The sequence below is a fragment of the uncultured Bacteroides sp. genome (assembly GCF_958445495.1).
Lineage (GTDB): Bacteria > Bacteroidota > Bacteroidia > Bacteroidales > Bacteroidaceae > Bacteroides.
In genome coordinates this window covers 22,509-40,518 of sequence record NZ_CAUCSQ010000039.1, presented here as the reverse complement: position 1 = coordinate 40,518, position 18,010 = coordinate 22,509, and the positions used below count along the sequence as shown (strand labels likewise).

Here is an 18,010-nt window from a genome sequence, read left to right as displayed (position 1 = left end):
CCGCTACTGCCACTCGCCAGGCTTATAAATTTTACTTTCATGTTTTATCCTCTTTTTTAAAATGCAAAATGCCGCCAACTTTTACGGCAAAGTGACGGCAAATATACGTAAAAAAGGAGATATTTATCGAGAAGATTTCTTCTTTTTGTCGATGGATTCGGTGATTTTCGCAAATAACAGCAATGCGACAGCAGCAATCAATCCGATAGCAGCAAAATAATACCATATATAATGTGCGTTCACGCTAGCAGCCTCCCACGCGGCATGCGTTTCGAATAAAGCAGGATCAGGACAATATTCGGTCAATAAAATCCCGGCCAACCCGAAACCAAAGATAGAAGACAGAAAAGAATGCAAATGGCTGAATCCCAAATACATTCCCTCTTCACCTTTAGGAGCCTGCAAAGAGAAATATTCCAGATAGCGCGGCGAAATAAAACATTCGGCAAGCGCTTGGACAATAATACCTGCAACCATCATGAGAGTGATATTGCTCATTCCTGCAACCATGTCATTCCCCAACAAATTACCACAGGCCATCAATAAAGCTGAGACAGGAATTAAGAACATACCGACATTCATTGAAGTAATCGCACTGCGTTTCGCCATTAAACGTGTTATAAAACTGACACAGCATACCACGACAAAAGGATTCACATTGGCAATCCAACCGGGCTTTGCCGTTTCGCCGGCCATACGGATAACATATTTGGGCATAGTAGCATAAAGTTGCTGCTGAACCATCCAGAACCCGGTGACAATCAAAATAAGAATCAACAAACGCCAATTAGTGATTATCCGCATAAATCCCTGTCCTATTTCACGCAGGCTTTTCCCTTCTCCGGCCGTATGTGCAGACCTGTAGAGAAAAATAACAGCAAGCAAAGCAATAACTGTCATCGTCCCGGAAAAATAGTTAATATAAATATACGCCTGTTCACCGATTATATTCCGTAAAGGGTCAATAACAGTCTTACCGGTGAAAGCGCCGATATTAACCATCATGTAAAATATCGAATACCCGCGTGCGCGTGTCGCCTCCGTTGTCTCCTTAGCCACAGAAGCGGAAATAATGGATTTTATAAAAGAGCCTCCCACCATAAGCACAAACAAGACAGGAACGATAAGCCACCGGATGTGGCTATCGGGCAAACCGGTGAACCGAGTGACAGCACCATAACTTACCAACCCCGCCGTTTCCAGTAATGTAGGCAATATGCCCAATCCCAGATATCCGGCAGACAATAATGAAAAAGCTATAATCATTGATTTCCGGAAACCTATCTTATCCGCGTACGCACCGGAGAAAATAGGGAGCAAATACAATCCTCCGGAAAAAAGTCCCGAAATCATACTTGCTTCAAAATCGTTAAAACCTAAAATAGAAGATAGATAAATAGTGAGAACGATAAAAACGGCATAATATGCCATACGTTCAAACAGTTCGACTGTGCTGCTGACCCAAAAAGCTTTTGTAAAGCCTTTCGCAGCATGCTGAGGGGAATTGTTCATGGATTTATACTTTTTATTAAAATGTTAATTCAACACAAAGATACGTTTTTTTGGCATACTGTCCGTATCTTTGCCTAAAATTAGGTATTTATAAATTATGATTATAGCTGTTGATTTTGACGGAACGATTGTAGAACATCGCTATCCGCGTATCGGTGAGGAAATTCCGTTTGCTGTTGAAACATTGAAATTGTTGCAACAAGAGAAACATCGTTTGATATTGTGGAGCGTGCGAGAAGGTGAATTGCTGGACGAAGCAGTGGAATGGTGCAGAGCCAGAGGGTTGGAATTTTATGCGGTGAATAAAGATTATCCGGAAGAGCAGAAAGACCATCAGGGTTTTTCCCGAAAACTAAAAGCCGATTTATTCATCGACGACCGCAATCTGGGCGGTTTGCCCGATTGGGGAGTTATCTATGAAATGGTTAAAGAGAAAAAGACATTTGCAGATATATACAGCCAGAATGAGAAACCTCCTTTGAAGAAAAAGAAAAAATGGCTGCCTTTTTAGATACTATATCAGCGAAACCATTACGTCCCGATAGACAAACAACGGTACGTTAGCAGTTATATGCCTTACCGTTACGTTACTCTGCCAATTTCTATCTCCCCTGAATGAACATATTTTTATAATTAACAGTCAACCGTTTGAACGATAAAATAAAATCACAACCCAAAGAACCCGACATCAGTTGATTTGTTTTTGAATTGGATTTTGCCACATCAATATTATACAAAACGACAGGACTTCCCGCAACAGTAAAACTGAATTCAGGCAGAGTAACAACTTTGAACTCGGAAATACCGCCAAACCCTCCCCTTTGTGAAGCATGTTCCTCCAAGCCGGCTACGGCTTCCGGAAATTGTTCAAAAAAATAAGAGCCGAGATTGGATTTCACATTACCAGAATCGAAAATAACATCGAAAGATTTTCCTTCGTATCCGATTCTGACATGCGGAGTGTTTGATGCCAGATACATATTGGGCCGGCTATCGCTTATCTCCGACGGAAAAATAAACGAACCCGATTCATTATCTATAATGACTTCCTGAACATCCCTGATGAAATGATATCCGAGTACCCCACTGTATGAAAATACGGAATCCAACCGAGAATCCGGAGGAGCCACCATAAAGACAGGATGATGATACGTCATTTCGCCAATTCTCAATGAATCGGCAGTTGCAAGTTTCACGAAACCTATAGCCGAACCGGAAACCGGTATAGAGTCAGATACAATCTTCAGCCCAACCTCTTCCGCATACTTTTCAGTGACAAAATTACCGAAAGAACATCCCGTATCAAAAATAAAATCTTTAACCACTCCGTTTACTTCAACCGGTATATAAATATGATGGCCTTTACCGACAGAATCAACCTTCATCGGTACGACAACATTACGGTCAGGCCTTGATAAATACGGAACAGGAACATCAGCAAGCGACTTGCCGACACGTTCAATGAATATAAAGCTATAAAGGGATTCAAACGGCAAAACATCTTTGAAAGAATTTACAAGACCTTCACCGGCTTTCCCAGCTTCCGCATACCGGCCGAGGTTAAGCAAATTCATTGCACGTATGGAAGCTATGCCAAGCGAAGTCTCAGTCCCCAACTCCTCTTGATGAAACTGCAATAAGCTATCCATCGCCGTAGCTGCGACTTCAAGCTTGTTAAATCCGATAGCAAGTTGATTTTTTGCAACCAAATGTAACACATCTATACTCACAGAATCTTTGAGCTTCGGATATTCTTCCATCAACAAAAAGAGATCATTCTTATTCAATATCTCTCCCAGTTGCACGTCTGCCTGAGTCTGCGCACACACCCTATGACCGGCAAAAAATGAAACTGAAAAAAGTAAAGTAAGTATAATCTTAATATTCATGCTTTCTTATTTTATACTTATCATTTATTCCCCGTTCATCTTATGCCCGCTATATAACCACTGAGAAACATTCTATTATGATTTTTCTCCTTCCCATTTTTCCCTGAATGCCCATAATTGATCTATAGTCGGATGAAATGTAGGATTTTCCCAGTTTCTGGAAATCATCGTTATTAAAGATTCCAGATAAAGTTTACCATTGATTATGGTAGTACATTTGTCTATCTTGTATTTCCCGGTCGGATAATTTTGGGTTTCAAGCATTCTTTTTCCCCAATTCAGCAATTCCTGAACCGATTCACTATCATAAGTATGTTGTACCATTTTTTCATATTTTTCCACAAAGATACGAAGTTTATTAATTTACGGATAAAACTGTTTGCGTATTTTTCATTACTCATACATTAAATTATCCAATCTCCACAGCCGTATGTCAACACACAACAATTCCAAAAACAAACGAATCTGCAAACAAAACCCGAATATTCTACGTTTAAAAAGTAAACTTAAAAAAAGAATGACTTATGATTTATAGCTTTTTATTCCCCACAAAACCAACTGCTACCAAAATTTCCTTACTCCTATTAGTAGTACGCATAATTTTCGGGATACTATTAATGAACCACGGCATACAAAAATGGAGTAACTACCAAGAACTGTCAACAGCATTTCCCGACCCGTTAAACATAGGAAGTCCTTTATCCCTCGGACTCGCGGTTTTCGGCGAACTCGTCTGTTCAATGGCATTCATTGCGGGTTTCCTATACCGTCTTGCAATGCTTCCGATGATATTCACAATGGCAGTAGCCTTTTTTGTGATTCATGCAAATGACCCGTTTGCAGCCAAAGAGCTGGCTTTTGTTTATTTAACCCTATTCATATTAATGTATATTACCGGTCCGGGCAAGTTCTCAATAGACCATATCATAGGTAACGAATTACAACGAAGAAAACCCAAATGACACAAAAATTTAAAATGATGACCTTAATTAACTGAAAAATACTATATTTGCATACATAACAGAGATATTACAAACATTTTTATTAATTAAAAACATTACGACATGAAAAGAGAGAAACTTTCTTTAGTTGCAGCAGTGCTACTCAGTGGCAGTTTATTATTCAGTTCTTGTGTAGGTTCATTCGGATTATTCAACCGCTTATCATCTTGGAACCAGTCAATCGGAAGCAAATTCGTAAACGAACTCGTATTCCTCGCATTCAACATCATTCCGATTTATGGAGTATCTTACCTGGCAGATGCCCTAGTTATCAATTCCATTGAATTCTGGAGCGGTTCCAATCCGATGGCTAATATAGGCGACGTAAAAAAAGTAAAAGGAGAAAACGGCAATTACATGGTAAAAACACTGGAAAACGGCTACTCTATTACTAAAGAAGGCGAGACAGCTTCTATGGATTTGATTTACAATAAAGAAGCCAATACATGGAATGTAGTTGCAAACGGCGAAAGCGCGGAACTCATAAAAATGAACAATGACGGTACTGCCGATTTGTTCCTGCCCAACAGCGAAAAAATGAATGTAACTTTAGATGCCCAAGGTATGATGGCAGCCCGCCAGGCTACCATGAGCAATCTCATGTTTGCAGCCCGCTAATAATAAAAAAAAGAATATATAACAGGTTATATCGAAACAAAGAGAATGCATGATAACAGCCAATCTATTCAGATATAACCTGTTATTTTCATCATTCCCGCCATACTGTTTTCCATACTATGAACAAAATACTCACACTGGCTCTTTTAACGGCAACATGCATTTGTTTATCGTGTCGGAAACGGAATCCTCAAACCCAACCGGAACAAACCGCCGTCAATTTCTGTGAAACATTCTACAATCTCAACTATCCGGCTGCCAAAGAATGGAGCACTCCCTCCTTCCTGCCCTACCTCAGCTTTCTGGCCTCCAACATCAGCCAGGCTCATTTAGACCAACTCAAAGGACAGGAAACCGCCACAGCCTCCGTCATAGCATCGAGTGAGATTACTCCCCGCTCCGAAACGGTAACCATAATCTGCCAAATAAACAATGCGCTTACCGTCAATCCGATTGATGGAGAAATAAAAAGAATATCTTCCCTGCAAGACACCCTTCGCCTGCTAAAAGAAAATGACAAATGGCTGGTCAGAAAGGATATCCCACAGCAAAATGAAAGGCGAAATCACGACTGAACTTGGGATGGATAATGGGAAAATGCTCCTTCTTGGTATTAAAAACAGGATTAACAGCTTTCATACCCCCGTCAAAACGAAGAATGAAAAAGTCCAAATCAAGCCGAAGCCCCAATCCGTAAGCTACCGCAATCTGTTTATAAAACCTGTTAAACTTAAAAACGCCTCCCGGCTGATTCGCATAATCCCGGATAGTCCAGATATTACCGGCATCGATAAAAGCAGCTCCCTGAAATTTCCAAAACAGCTTACTCCGATACTCAATACTGGCATCCAGCTTAATATCTCCGGACTGGTCCAACAGATTGCCGTTACCGGGAAAAGCCCCCGGCCCCAAATCACGTACACTCCATCCGCGGACACTATTAGCCCCCCCTGAAAAATACTGTTTCTCGAACGGAATCGTTTTTGCATTGCCGTAAGGAATAGCTATTCCTATACCGGCATGAAATGCAAAAGAGTTCCGGTGATCGATTCTTATATTTTTTGCAAAATCGAACTCCCCCTTTACATATTGAGCATAAGGAATACCGAGAATGGCATATTCCCCGTTGGCATTCTTCCGGATATTTGTAATCTTAGACAATGCATACATTATATTCCCGGCAGATTCAAAATTAAAACGGATAGAATATGAATTAGTGGCAATCGTATTGTTTACGACAGAACCACCTACACTGTTGTAATTATAACTATACCCCATATTTATAATCAACCGGTCCTGATAGTTATATTGCAAAATATGGTTTTGCCCCTTATTAATATAATCTTCCTTAAACCTTTCGGAAATTCGAGGTAAATAAAGGAAACCGATATTAATCAAATCAATGCGGTGCTGTATCTTCTGGCGTTGCGTCCATTTATAACTCCAGTTGGCGGAAGCCATCGTACGCAGGAACTCCGGACGCAACTGATAATTATACTGCAATCCGAATTCCGTAGTAGCCCTGATTTTCCGTTTAAAATCAGAAGAAAGGAAAGGAAATAGAAAATTGGGGAAATTGATACTTGTCTCTACGCCGTACTCCGTATAGTTGTTATTGGAATAACCCGCCTGAAGCCCGGAAATGACCTCATAAGCACCGCGGAACTTAATCATAAAAGTTTCTGAACCGCGAAAAAGGTTCCGGTTTTGGAAAGTCACGGAAGCCGCCGCTCCCAAGTCGCCGGCCGAATTGGTCCCTTCCACCTCGAAAGCCATAGACTTATGCTTGCTTTTAGTCAACATCACATAACAGTCAAGCTTTGCAGAATCTCCCGCCTGCGTCTCAACAAAACGGATATTAGTATATTTCAATGCCGACAACCGCCCGAAACTGGAATATGTCTGCTGGATATCATGCTCATTATACAAATCGCCGGGAGCAAAACGGAGATTATCCACAAGAACTTTAGGACGCAGATAAAGCTTATCTTTATAATAAATCGGAAAACCGTTATAATGCACAGAATCATTAACCTCTATGCTGCTCAATGCGGAAGACTGCAAAACATCATAATCCGTAATAAAATTGATTTTATTAATCCAATATTGCGGATGCGTCGTCGATGAATCGTTCACATGCACCTTGTAAGGATGCAGATGCTGTGTCAAATCGACCTTGTAGGTATTGCGTACAGTGTCCGCCGTATAACCTATATAATCCTTATTGAATTTATAATAACCATTCCTGAGCAACTTGTCCGTAATCCGTTGCCTCTCCGCATCCAGCACGTTTACATCAAAATACATATTCTCTTTCAACAAACTTCTTGCCGAATCCTGTTTCAGAAGAGAGGCGATTTTAGAATCACCGATATCATGCTTTATAGACTGGACGATATACGGCTTTCCTGCCGTTACGTCATAATACAGTTTTATTTTCTTCTTTTTCACCTTGGTCGAGCGTTTGACCGTCGCCGCCATATATCCCATGTTACGCACGGCTTTTGTGATTTCCTCCTCAGAACGTCTCGCCTCTTCTTCATTGTATATCACAGGAGCATCCCCTATCCTTCTCAGAAATTTATTCCCCCACTTAGTAGAGTCCCGTCCCGAAAGATTATAAACATACAACTGTGTCTTAATCAGGCTAAACCATTTAGCATTAGGATTCTGGCGAACATACATCCGCAAAGACGAAGGCCGGATATTTTTTTGGTCCGTACGAATCTTTACTTCATCCAACAAATACGAACCGTCCGGCACAAACTTTGTGGCAGTACACGAAGCCAGTGACAGGATAGCGGCAGAAGCAAGTAAGTAAAGAAAATCTCTCCTCATACGGTTTTTACATCGATAGCGCAAAATGCGCTTACAAAGATAAATTATATTTTCTGACGGGAAAAATAAATTAAGAAAAAGAGAGGAAAGTAAGGATAGATTGGAAATATCTTTATAGCTTTGTTGCAAAATTAGATTTATGATACCGTTAAGTAAAAACAAAATAAAATACATCCGCTCACTGGAATTAAAGAAAGTACGTAAGGAGGAACGGGTATTCCTTGCCGAAGGTCCTAAGCTGGTAGGCGATTTGCTCGGTCATTTCCCCTGCCGTTTTCTGGCTGCTACCGACTCCTGGTTAAAAGGGCATCCGAATCTCAAGGCAGACGAAATCGCCGAAATATCTCAAGAAGACCTTTCACGCGCCAGTTTGCTGAAAACCCCGCAAGACGTACTCGCTATTTTTGAGCAACCCCAATATTCCCTGAATCCGGAATCCGTCCGCCATTCCCTTTGTCTGGCATTAGACGATATCCAAGACCCCGGCAACTTGGGAACCATCATCCGCCTGGCCGACTGGTTCGGCATTGAACATGTCATCTGTTCACAAAACACGGTGGACGTTTATAATCCCAAGACAATACAAGCCACTATGGGAGGAATTGCAAGAGTAAAAGTACATTACACCTCTCTCCCCGGTTTCATCCGTTCACTCGACAAAGACATACCGGTATTCGGTACTTTCCTGGACGGAAAAAACATGTATGAACAACCCTTGTCCGCCAACGGGCTGGTTGTCATGGGAAACGAAGGAAACGGCATAGGAAAAGAAGTGGAGAGCCTGATTAATAGAAAACTGTATATCCCCAATTATCCGCAAGGCCGGGAAACAGCCGAATCGCTTAATGTAGCCATAGCTACCGCAGTAATCTGTGCCGAGTTCCGCCGACAGGCTGCATGGAAATAAAATCAAACGGATAGAACAATACGGGAAACAATGCTTCCCCACTTCCACAAAATCCATTGAATGTTTTTTTAAAACATAAAGGAGATTGATTTAAAACAACCGGATGGTTTATTTGAAACACCGGAATGGTTTTAAAAACCATTCCGGTGTTTTTTAAGTCCTCAACCTGGGCGGCAGAGAGTAAGGCAATCACCCCCGGCATCCATTCAACCGACTCGACCTCTTCCGTCAACGGGAATATAGCCCGGACAGTTCCTTCAGCGGTTACCTCTACCACCTGTTGCCTGATAAACCCGACTTCCGGTAAAAACAAATAATGAGATGCAAAACGTTTCATGCCATCCGCAGATTATTGATTCCGGCGCCTTTGCTGTTGCTGCCGGCGTTGATTCATCTGCCGTTCCCTCCTCTGCTCTATCCTTTCCTGCTGGATATGCCGTTCAACCTCAATCTGTTCGGGTTTCTTCTCGCGTTGTGCCTTCGTACGGCGACGGTTCAACTCTTCCGGTGTCAGACGTTGGACTTCATCCTTATTGCCTGCTGCCGGCCTATTACGTAAAGAATCCGCTTTTTCTTTGTCCGAGACCTTCTTCAAAGAATCCCTCTTCAAAGCTTCCGCTTTATTTAAAGAATCACGAACGGCAAATGCGAGCGTATCTCTGCAATGATAGCGAGTCATTGTAAAACGCTCCGCTAACAACGCTCCGCCTTTCTGCTCTCCCAACACCGGATAGTAAATGAAACCTTTTATTTCTTTCATTTGTCCCAAAGTATCCGCAAACAGGCGAATCTGTTGAATACCCGCTCCGGTCACAGTCTTCCAACAGCTAATCGTATCTTTCTCATAAATAACCTGCATCGCCATAGCGACAGCCCTCAAAGAATCCGCAACCAACGGTTCCAAGAAACTGTACCGCACTTCCCACACCAAAGTATCCCGGTCTTTATAATTGGAATCGGTAGGCAAAACAAATGCATACCGGTTATTCATTACCTTACCCGTCAGACGAACCATGCGCTGCCACGGCCAGACATCAATGCTGTCGCCCTGCTTAGTCATTTTCGGCTTCTTATCACGCTTGGCAATCAAATCGCCGACAAGTTCCTGTTCATCTTTCAGACGCTTCTTTACTCTTTCATAAATTTTCGATAAAATCTCCGTGTTACGTGTGTACCAGACCATAGACGAGTCAAAGACAGCCCGTGTTGTCCCGTATTTCTTAAAAACGGCATCAATATATAACGCTTTCTTATAGTTTTCGTTGTAAGGAAGATTGTCTCCCATGGATTTTGCCAGATGATAGTCATATAACAAATTTTCCATCTCCGATTCCGGAATCACATCGCCCGGCCTTTTCACTTTACACCCGGCTACCGCAAGCGCAACCATGCAAATAACACACAGATGAAACCGGAATTTACTTCTCATGGCCCTCAATCTCTTTTTTAGCGCTTTTTTTATCCAATGAATGATAAGACTCATTCAAATACTTACTGTAAAAAAGCAATAAAGCAATGATGCCACAGCTAATGGCAGCATCCGCAAAATTAAAAATCGGGCTGAAAAATATGAAATGTTCCCCGCCGACAAATGGCATCCATGCAGGCCAGTTCGTATCTATGATAGGAAAATAGAACATATCCACTACCTTGCCATAAAACCAGGTAGAATATCCTCCGTTCTCAGGCATGAAACTGGCAACTTGCGAATGAGTGCTTTCATTGAAAATAACTCCATAAAATACACTATCTATGATATTTCCCAAAGCACCGGTCAAAATAAGGGCTACACAAACGATATACCCGGTTTTAAAGCCCTTCTTTATTATTTTATAAAGATACCATCCTATCAATATCACTGCGACAATCCGGAAAGTGGTCAGAAACAACTTGCCGAAAATTTCCATACCGAAAGCCATTCCGTTATTTTCGGTAAAATAAATATAAAACCAGTCTGTCACACGTATGCTTTCGTGCCAGTACATATTCGTCTTTATCCAGATTTTAATCACCTGGTCGATAATCAATACGGAAAAGATAACGGTTAAGGCAACCGTCCCCTTCGTGAATAGTTTCTTCATGTGTACATTATAAATTAAACATAACGAGCTACAAGTGCCGTGCGTAAACATTACGCAGCTACTTGTAGCCCATTACCCGTAGCCTGTCTTGCTATCTATTATTTTTTACCGCTATTTTTAGCCTCGATACTCAATGTAGCATGAGGAACAGCGCGCAAGCGTTCAGCCGGAATCAATTTTCCCGTTTCACGGCAAATGCCGTATGTTTTATTCTCGATACGCACCAAAGCAGCCTGTAATCCCTGGATAAACTTCAACTGCCGTTGCGCCAAACGGGTCGTTTCCTCTTTGGAAAGCGTATTGGCTCCTTCTTCCAACACTTTATACGTGGGTGACGTATCGTCGGTATCATTGCCGTCCAGTCCCATCAGGCTTTTTTTCAACTGTTCATAGTCACGTTGCGCTAATTCCAGTTTCTCCATAATAATGGCACGGAATTCTTCGAGCTCCGCATCCGAATATCTAGTCTTTTCTGCCATAATTTTACATATTTAAAAGGTTAATCGCATATTATTTATAGTATTAGTCTTTTATCACGTTCACAAACAGCGAGAAATCGTCAAAACTAAGCTCCGTACCGTCTTTCACCTCATCTGCAAGTTGAAGGGAGGTTGCCAGAACTTGGTTACAAATATAAGTATTATATTCATTTACCGCATCATCTGTTTGCGTATTTTTCGAGATTGTCACTTTTATTTTGTCAGTAATCTCAAAACCGTTTGATTTACGTATATTTTGTATGCGGTTCACCAATTCACGGGCGATACCTTCCCGACGCAACTCTTCAGTGATGGTAACCTCCAGCGCCACAGTCAGCCTGCCTTCATTGGCAACCAGCCATCCCGGAATATCCTCACTGATAATTTCTACATCCGATATCTCGATAACGGCTTCCGTACCGTTCAGGTCCAATGCATATTTCCCGTTCTTTTCCAGTTCCGCGATTGCCTCTTGCGACAGTTCCGCAACGGCGGCGGCTACGGATTTCATCTGCTTGCCGAATTTCGGTCCTAACTTCTTAAAGTCACACTTCACCTTCTTCACTAACACGCCGGCCGCACCGTCAACGAATTTAATCTCTTTGACATTCACCTCATTCATGATTAAATTCTTCACAGCCTCGATATGTTCTTTCTGTTCCTCGTCCAACACGGGTATCATGATACACTGCAACGGCTGGCGCACTTTAATGTTTACTTTACGGCGTAAGGCCAATACCATGGAAGTAACATCCTGTGCCATCTGCATGCGCGCCTCCAATTCCTTGTTTATCATCTCCTCCCGATATTCCGGGAATTTAGCCAGATGGACGGAAACCACCTTGTCACGTCCTGTCGCCGCAATCAAATCCAGATACAAACGGTCTGCATAGAACGGAGAAATAGGAGCCATCAACTTGGCAACCGTCTCAAGGCAGGTATATAATGTTTGATAAGCGGACAATTTATCTTGTGTAAATTCACCGCCCCAGAAGCGTTTACGATTTAACCGGACGTACCAGTTAGACAAATTGTCATTGACAAAATCAGAAATCAAACGTCCTGCCTTAGTCGGTTCGTATTCGTTATAGCAGGTATCCACTTCTTTTACCAGCGTATTCAATACGGACAGAATCCAGCGGTCGATTTCCGGACGTTCCGCCATCGGCACATCGGCCTCCTTGTATTCAAATCCGTCTACATTGGCATAAAGCGCAAAGAATGAATAAGTGTTGTATAAAGTACCGAAAAACTTACGGCGGACTTCTTCAATACCGTCTACATCAAACTTCAGGTTATCCCACGGAGAAGAATTGGTAATCATATACCAGCGCAACGGGTCGGAACCGTATTTTTCAATCGTACTGAACGGATCGACGGCATTTCCCAAACGTTTGGACATCTTATTGCCGTTTTTATCCAACACCAAGCCGTTAGAAATCACGGCTTTATAAGAAACACTATCAAACACCATCGCAGCGATGGCATGCAACGTGAAGAACCATCCGCGTGTCTGGTCTACTCCTTCCGCTATAAAATCTGCAGGATATACCTGGCGGCCGTCCAATAATTCCTTGTTTTCAAACGGATAGTGAATCTGGGCATAAGGCATAGCGCCCGAATCGAACCAGACATCAATCAGGTCTGTCTCACGTTTCATCGGCTTTCCATCCTTAGACACCAGAATGATATCATCCACATAAGGACGGTGCAAATCTATCTTATCATAATTTTCTTCCGTGTATTCACCCGGAACAAATCCTTTGTCCTTATACGGGTTCGATTTCATGAATCCGGCGGCAACAGCCTTTTCTATTTCATTATAAAGCTCTTCTACGGATTCGATGCACTTTTCGTCCGTATTGTCTTCCGTGCGCCAGATAGGAAGCGGCGTTCCCCAATAGCGCGAACGGCTTAAATTCCAGTCATTCAGGTTTTCCAGCCATTTTCCGAAACGCCCGGTTCCGGTAGATTCAGGTTTCCAGTTGATAGTCTTGTTCAGTTCTATCATACGCTCCTTGCAGGCCGTAGAACGGATAAACCAGCTATCCAAAGGATAATATAACACCGGCTTGTCGGTACGCCAACAATGCGGATAATTGTGAACATGTTTCTCAATCTTGAAAGCCTGCTTGTTGGCTTTCATCATCATACAGAGAACAATATCCAAAGATTCGGCGGCTTGGGCGGCTTTCTCGTCGAATTTCCCGTCTACCGTAAATTGCGGGTCATAAGCATTCTTTACCCATGCCCCCTGGTATTCCCCGTATTTATCCACATCAACGCACTCTTTAACGAATCTTTCGTCCAATTCATCCAGCAAATAGAATTTACCGGTCAAATCTACCATGGGACGGGTTTCACCTTTCCGGTTAATCATGAAAAGCGACGGGATTCCCGCAGCACGTGCCACATAAGCATCATCCGCACCAAACGTCGGCGCGATATGGACAATACCCGTTCCGTCTTCTACCGTGACATAGTCGCCCTGGATTACACGGAATCCTTTATCACTGGCTTTCCACGTTCCGTCTTCAGTTATCTCCACCGGTTTCACCCAAGGAATAAGCTGTTCGTATTCCATGCCGACCAGTTCCGTGCCTTTATATTCGGCAACGACCTTAAACGGAACCAGTTTATCTCCGGGCTTATAATCTTCCAATGCCAAACCGGCGGCTTTCGGATTGAAAAGAGTAGGCAACAGAGCTTTTGCCAGAACAACGGTAACGGGTTCCCCGTTATAAGCGTTGTACGATTGGACAACCACATAGTCAAACTTCGGACCTACGCAAAGCGCCGTATTTGAGGGCAATGTCCAAGGGGTGGTTGTCCATGCCAGGAAATAGGGAGTCCCCCATCCTGTCATTTCCGGTTTGGGATTCTTTATCTTGAACTGGGCAACGACCGTCGTATCCTTCACATCACGATAACATCCCGGCTGATTCAACTCATGAGAACTCAATCCGGTTCCGGCAGCCGGCGAATACGGCTGAATCGTATATCCTTTATATAATAATCCTTTTTTATATAACTGTTTTAAAAGCCACCACAGAGTTTCGATATAACGGTTGTCATAGGTGATATAAGGATGTTTCATATCTACCCAATATCCCATTTGATGGGTCAGGTCTTCCCATTCTTTGGTAAACTTCATCACATCTTTCCGGCAGGCGGCATTATATTCGGCTACGGAGATTTTTTTACCGATATCTTCTTTCGTGATTCCCAACGCCTTTTCCACTCCCAGTTCCACCGGAAGCCCGTGGGTGTCCCATCCGGCTTTACGCTTCACCTGGTAACCTTTCATCGTTTTGTAACGGCAGAATATATCCTTAATGGTACGCGCCATTACATGGTGGATACCCGGCATGCCATTGGCCGAGGGAGGCCCTTCAAAAAACACGAATGAAGGACAGCCGTCACGTTCTGTCATACTCTTGGCGAAAACCTGGTTTTCATCCCACTTCTTCAATACATCTTTGTTTACCTGTGAAAGGTCAAACTGCGAATATTCAGTAAATCTCTTACCCATAGCTATATCTACGATTTTACTTTTACAATTTACAATTTGAGGGGAATCCCCATTTTTAAGGGTGCAAATTTACAAAAACATTTGTTTAATTGAGCAAAAAGCAATGACTTTTAATCAGATTCGTGTGAAGTTAATGATTATAAATGACTGCCGGCATAAACAAAATGAAAAGCCCTTTGTTCTAGTGAAAAATTAAAAGACACTCAGTTATGAATTACAGTATCAGTATTTTATTCAGGGCAATCCCATTGGCAATGGCTATCTTCTGCTTCGGATACGGGGCGTTCATCTATGGTTACGGGGATGCGGGAAACCGCGTCATAGCAGGTCCCGTCGTGTTTTCACTAGGTATGATATGCATTGCGTTATTTTGTACTGCCGCCACCATTATCCGGCAAATCATACATACTTATAATGAAACGGCAAAATACGCTTTACCGGTTATCGGCTACTTGGCAGCCGCATTGACTGTTATCGGCGGAATTTGTATTTTCAGCATGGCTTCTTCTCCCTCCGCTTTCGTTGCAGGCCACGTAATAGCCGGTGTCGGGTTCATTACGGGATGTGTAGCCACTGCCGCGACTTCATCCACCCGGTTTTCTTTGATTCCGGGCAATTCTAAAAGTACAGGAAATAAAGTGCCTGAAGGGGCATTCACATCGGGACAAGAACGGACACTGGAGATTGTCGCGACTGTCATTTCACTCATCGCCTGGATATGGGCATTTGTTTTATTAGGAAACAGCCATGTCCACCCCGCCTATTTTGTTGCAGGACACGTAATGGTAGGCCTTGCATGCATTTGTACCAGCTTAATTGCATTGGTAGCCACCATTGCCCGTCAAATACGCAACGTTTATTCGGAAAAGGAACGCCGCCAGTGGCCGCAGCTAGTTTTGTTAATGGGTTCCGTCTCTTTTATATGGGGGCTTTTTGTCATCTTTGCCGATTCAAACAGCACAAACGGGACTACCGGTTATATCATGCTTGGCCTCGGCTTGGTATGTTACAGCATTTCGAGCAAAGTAATCCTTTTGGCAAAGATATGGAGGCACGAATTCAAATTAGCCAACCGTATTCCGCTAATTCCGGTATTAACGGCATTAGCCTGTTTGTTTCTGGCTGCTTTCGTGTTTGAACTCGCTACTGCACATGCGGATTACTTCATTCCGGCACGTGTATTATCGGGACTCGGAGCCATCTGTTTCACCCTGTTTTCCATCGTCAGTATCCTCGAAAGCGGTACCTCTGGAAAGGGCTGAACAAGGCACTTTGTTGGTTTAAAACCAAGACCCCGTTGGTTTTAAACCAACGAGGGTTTCCTTTAAAAGGAACGGTAGTTTCCTTTTAAAGAAACAAAACACCCCCGTTTTACCTCTTTAGCCGCACTTCATATACATCGTTTCTACGGTCTTTCAGGTTACGGACACTACCGTAAGTATGGAGTTCGTTCAGTAAATCCAAATCGACATCCGATACCAATATCATTTCAGTATTAGGGGTTGCCTCCGCTCTTTTTCCGTCTGTCGGGAAAGCGAAATCGCACGGCGTAAACACGCCTGACTGGGCATACTGGATATCCATATTATGCACACGGGGAAGGTTTCCCACGCTTCCTGCAATGACTACGAAGCATTCATTCTCGATAGCGCGCGCCTGTGCGCAGACACGGACACGGGAATAGGCATTTTGCGTATCCGTCAGGAAAGGCACGAACAATATCTGCATTCCCTGGTCCGCCATCAGGCGGGAAAGTTCCGGGAATTCGACGTCATAACAAATTAAAACGCCAATCTTCGCACAATCCGTATCAAATGTCTGCAACAGTTTACCGCCGCTCAATCCCCAGCTCTTGATTTCGTCCGGAGTGACATGCATCTTTTCATACATTTCATAGGTCCCGTCACGGCGACAGAGGAATCCTACATTATAAAGCAGCCCGTCTTCCTTTACGTATGGCATACTTCCCGTTATGATATTGATATTGTAACTGATTGCCAGATTGATAAACCGTTCCCTAATTTCATCCGTATATTTCGCCAGCCCGCGAATAGCCTGCGATTCGCCCTTATCGTTGTACTTCGACATCAGAGGCGCATTAAAATATTCGGGAAAAAGAACAAAATCGCTTTTGTAATCCGATACCGCATCCACAAAAAACTCGACTTGCTCAAACAGGTCGTCCAATGTCTTGTAACTGCGCATCTGCCATTGTACCAAGCCTACGCGGACGGTAGTTTTCGGATTGATATATTCTTGTGTAGGCGGTTGGTAATAGATGTTGTCCCATTGCAGCAAACAGGCATAATGTTTGGACTCTTCGTCATTCGGCAGATAATTAGTCATTACCTTGCGCACATGGAAATCATTTGATAGCTGAAAGGTAAGCACGGGGTCGTAAATTTCGCGTTGACGTACTCGTTCGATATATTCTTTCGGACGCATTTTATCGGCATATTTATGATAGTTCGGAATGCGTCCTCCGAACATGATGGCTTTCAGATTCAATGTTTCGCAAAGTTCCTTGCGATATTCGTACATACGGCGCGCCAGCCGCAAACCGCGATATCCCGGATGGATGAACACTTCGATGCCGTACAGGATATTCCCTTTGGGATTATGCGTATTGAACGTTTCTTTACCTGTCACCTGGGCATACGTATGGTCGTTCTTTACTTTATCATAATCAACAATAATGGAAAGGGCACAACCTACTATTTTATCGTCAACGACCGTGACAATCTGCCCTTCCGGGAAAATCTTGATTAGCTTCTGAATCTGCTCGCGGGTCCAGAAGACATCGCTTCCGTCAGAATAGACGCGCGTAAACGATTGGGACAGTTGTGCATAATCTTCCATTTGCAGATTGCGTATCTGCACTTTATTAATCTTAATCGGATGTTGTTCCATAATCATACGTGTTTTATAAAAGACGGTGCAAAGGTATAGCTATTCCTTCAATTGTGTTTTCAAACCAAGAAATATTTAACTGGCTTTGTTAAGATATCTTATAACCGGGATGCATGCTTGCCGCTGTTTCTCCGGTCTGCCGCGATGCAGGTTCCGGAGCCATTCATGAAAGAAATACATAAACGATTATGGCACCATGCCATTGGCATGATGCCACAATCCGATAGAATCATGCCAAGATGC

Annotated in this window: 16 protein-coding genes; 6 read left to right on the top strand and 10 right to left on the bottom strand. The window is 42.9% G+C overall.

Annotated elements, in window-relative coordinates; genetic code table 11:
• Positions 1-123: 123 nt before the first annotated feature.
• Positions 124-1,512: a peptide MFS transporter gene (locus tag Q5076_RS13225; RefSeq protein WP_303014073.1), complete on the bottom strand. Its 1,389-nt coding sequence runs from the start codon at positions 1,510-1,512 to the stop codon at positions 124-126.
• A 97-nt stretch (positions 1,513-1,609) separates the two neighbouring features.
• On the opposite strand from Q5076_RS13225, the gene Q5076_RS13220 reads away from it, so the two are divergent.
• On the top strand, positions 1,610-2,023 hold the full coding sequence (locus Q5076_RS13220; protein WP_303014072.1) for a BT0820 family HAD-type phosphatase: 414 nt from the start codon (positions 1,610-1,612) through the stop codon (positions 2,021-2,023).
• A 91-nt stretch (positions 2,024-2,114) separates the two neighbouring features.
• Here Q5076_RS13220 and Q5076_RS13215 read toward each other — a convergent pair whose 3' ends face one another.
• Positions 2,115-3,401 (bottom strand): retropepsin-like aspartic protease, encoded by a 1,287-nt coding sequence (locus tag Q5076_RS13215; RefSeq protein ID WP_303014071.1) that lies wholly within the window; start codon positions 3,399-3,401, stop codon positions 2,115-2,117.
• 75 nt (positions 3,402-3,476) lie between these two features.
• Positions 3,477-3,725, bottom strand: a complete 249-nt coding sequence (locus tag Q5076_RS13210) for a hypothetical protein (protein ID WP_303014074.1) — start codon at positions 3,723-3,725, stop codon at positions 3,477-3,479.
• A 200-nt stretch (positions 3,726-3,925) separates the two neighbouring features.
• Here Q5076_RS13210 and Q5076_RS13205 point away from each other — a divergent pair, with 200 nt between their 5' ends.
• The 3 genes from Q5076_RS13205 (at position 3,926) to Q5076_RS13195 (ending at position 5,595) form a co-directional block, all read left to right on the top strand.
• A complete protein-coding gene (locus Q5076_RS13205; RefSeq protein ID WP_303014070.1) occupies positions 3,926-4,363 on the top strand; it encodes a DoxX family protein in 438 nt (145 codons plus the stop codon).
• A gap of 102 nt (positions 4,364-4,465) precedes the next feature.
• On the top strand, positions 4,466-5,020 hold the full coding sequence (locus tag Q5076_RS13200; RefSeq protein WP_303014069.1) for a DUF3332 domain-containing protein: 555 nt from the start codon (positions 4,466-4,468) through the stop codon (positions 5,018-5,020).
• A gap of 119 nt (positions 5,021-5,139) precedes the next feature.
• Positions 5,140-5,595 (top strand): hypothetical protein, encoded by a 456-nt coding sequence (locus Q5076_RS13195; RefSeq protein WP_303014068.1) that lies wholly within the window; start codon positions 5,140-5,142, stop codon positions 5,593-5,595.
• Here the strand turns inward: Q5076_RS13195 and Q5076_RS13190 are convergent.
• On the bottom strand, positions 5,549-7,858 hold the full coding sequence (locus Q5076_RS13190; RefSeq protein WP_303014067.1) for a BamA/TamA family outer membrane protein: 2,310 nt from the start codon (positions 7,856-7,858) through the stop codon (positions 5,549-5,551). The genes Q5076_RS13195 and Q5076_RS13190 overlap by 47 nt on opposite strands.
• Before the next feature lie 139 nt (positions 7,859-7,997).
• Here Q5076_RS13190 and Q5076_RS13185 point away from each other — a divergent pair, with 139 nt between their 5' ends.
• Positions 7,998-8,765 (top strand): RNA methyltransferase, encoded by a 768-nt coding sequence (locus Q5076_RS13185; protein WP_303014066.1) that lies wholly within the window; start codon positions 7,998-8,000, stop codon positions 8,763-8,765.
• Here the strand turns inward: Q5076_RS13185 and Q5076_RS13180 are convergent.
• The 5 genes from Q5076_RS13180 to ileS form a co-directional block, all read right to left on the bottom strand.
• Positions 8,716-9,102: a hypothetical protein gene (locus tag Q5076_RS13180; protein WP_303014065.1), complete on the bottom strand. Its 387-nt coding sequence runs from the start codon at positions 9,100-9,102 to the stop codon at positions 8,716-8,718. The two genes, Q5076_RS13185 and Q5076_RS13180, sit on opposite strands and share 50 nt — an antisense overlap.
• Positions 9,103-9,114: 12 nt before the next feature.
• The gene (locus Q5076_RS13175; RefSeq protein ID WP_303014062.1) at positions 9,115-10,194 is read right to left on the bottom strand and encodes a DUF4296 domain-containing protein; all 1,080 of its coding nucleotides are present in this window, start codon (positions 10,192-10,194) and stop codon (positions 9,115-9,117) included.
• Positions 10,184-10,846 carry a lipoprotein signal peptidase gene (locus tag Q5076_RS13170; RefSeq protein ID WP_303014061.1) on the bottom strand — a complete coding sequence of 221 codons (663 nt, stop codon included), beginning with the start codon at positions 10,844-10,846 and terminating at the stop codon, positions 10,184-10,186. Before Q5076_RS13170 ends, Q5076_RS13175 begins: the two co-directional genes overlap by 11 nt.
• A gap of 98 nt (positions 10,847-10,944) precedes the next feature.
• The gene (locus Q5076_RS13165; RefSeq protein ID WP_004295883.1) at positions 10,945-11,325 is read right to left on the bottom strand and encodes a TraR/DksA C4-type zinc finger protein; all 381 of its coding nucleotides are present in this window, start codon (positions 11,323-11,325) and stop codon (positions 10,945-10,947) included.
• A 43-nt stretch (positions 11,326-11,368) separates the two neighbouring features.
• On the bottom strand, positions 11,369-14,857 hold the full coding sequence (gene ileS, locus Q5076_RS13160) for an isoleucine--tRNA ligase (protein ID WP_303014055.1): 3,489 nt from the start codon (positions 14,855-14,857) through the stop codon (positions 11,369-11,371).
• A gap of 209 nt (positions 14,858-15,066) precedes the next feature.
• On the opposite strand from ileS, the gene Q5076_RS13155 reads away from it, so the two are divergent.
• Positions 15,067-16,119 carry a DUF2776 domain-containing protein gene (locus Q5076_RS13155; RefSeq protein WP_303014053.1) on the top strand — a complete coding sequence of 351 codons (1,053 nt, stop codon included), beginning with the start codon at positions 15,067-15,069 and terminating at the stop codon, positions 16,117-16,119.
• Between the two features lie 109 nt (positions 16,120-16,228).
• On the opposite strand, the gene Q5076_RS13150 is transcribed toward Q5076_RS13155, so the two are convergent.
• Positions 16,229-17,767: a carbon-nitrogen hydrolase family protein gene (locus tag Q5076_RS13150; protein WP_303014051.1), complete on the bottom strand. Its 1,539-nt coding sequence runs from the start codon at positions 17,765-17,767 to the stop codon at positions 16,229-16,231.
• Between the last annotated feature and the right edge of the window lie 243 nt (positions 17,768-18,010).

Excerpts from the sequence above, each read along its gene's own strand:
- Q5076_RS13225 (WP_303014073.1), bottom strand. The coding sequence starts at position 1,512 with ATGAACAATTCCCCTCAGCATGCTGCGAAAGGCTTTACAAAAGCTTTT.
- Q5076_RS13220 (WP_303014072.1), top strand. The coding sequence starts at position 1,610 with ATGATTATAGCTGTTGATTTTGACGGAACGATTGTAGAACATCGCTAT.
- Q5076_RS13215 (WP_303014071.1), bottom strand. The coding sequence starts at position 3,401 with ATGAATATTAAGATTATACTTACTTTACTTTTTTCAGTTTCATTTTTT.
- Q5076_RS13210 (WP_303014074.1), bottom strand. The coding sequence starts at position 3,725 with ATGGTACAACATACTTATGATAGTGAATCGGTTCAGGAATTGCTGAAT.
- Q5076_RS13205 (WP_303014070.1), top strand. The coding sequence starts at position 3,926 with ATGATTTATAGCTTTTTATTCCCCACAAAACCAACTGCTACCAAAATT.
- Q5076_RS13200 (WP_303014069.1), top strand. The coding sequence starts at position 4,466 with ATGAAAAGAGAGAAACTTTCTTTAGTTGCAGCAGTGCTACTCAGTGGC.
- Q5076_RS13195 (WP_303014068.1), top strand. The coding sequence starts at position 5,140 with ATGAACAAAATACTCACACTGGCTCTTTTAACGGCAACATGCATTTGT.
- Q5076_RS13190 (WP_303014067.1), bottom strand. The coding sequence starts at position 7,858 with ATGAGGAGAGATTTTCTTTACTTACTTGCTTCTGCCGCTATCCTGTCA.
- Q5076_RS13185 (WP_303014066.1), top strand. The coding sequence starts at position 7,998 with ATGATACCGTTAAGTAAAAACAAAATAAAATACATCCGCTCACTGGAA.
- Q5076_RS13180 (WP_303014065.1), bottom strand. The coding sequence starts at position 9,102 with ATGAAACGTTTTGCATCTCATTATTTGTTTTTACCGGAAGTCGGGTTT.
- Q5076_RS13175 (WP_303014062.1), bottom strand. The coding sequence starts at position 10,194 with ATGAGAAGTAAATTCCGGTTTCATCTGTGTGTTATTTGCATGGTTGCG.
- Q5076_RS13170 (WP_303014061.1), bottom strand. The coding sequence starts at position 10,846 with ATGAAGAAACTATTCACGAAGGGGACGGTTGCCTTAACCGTTATCTTT.
- Q5076_RS13165 (WP_004295883.1), bottom strand. The coding sequence starts at position 11,325 with ATGGCAGAAAAGACTAGATATTCGGATGCGGAGCTCGAAGAATTCCGT.
- ileS (WP_303014055.1), bottom strand. The coding sequence starts at position 14,857 with ATGGGTAAGAGATTTACTGAATATTCGCAGTTTGACCTTTCACAGGTA.
- Q5076_RS13155 (WP_303014053.1), top strand. The coding sequence starts at position 15,067 with ATGAATTACAGTATCAGTATTTTATTCAGGGCAATCCCATTGGCAATG.
- Q5076_RS13150 (WP_303014051.1), bottom strand. The coding sequence starts at position 17,767 with ATGGAACAACATCCGATTAAGATTAATAAAGTGCAGATACGCAATCTG.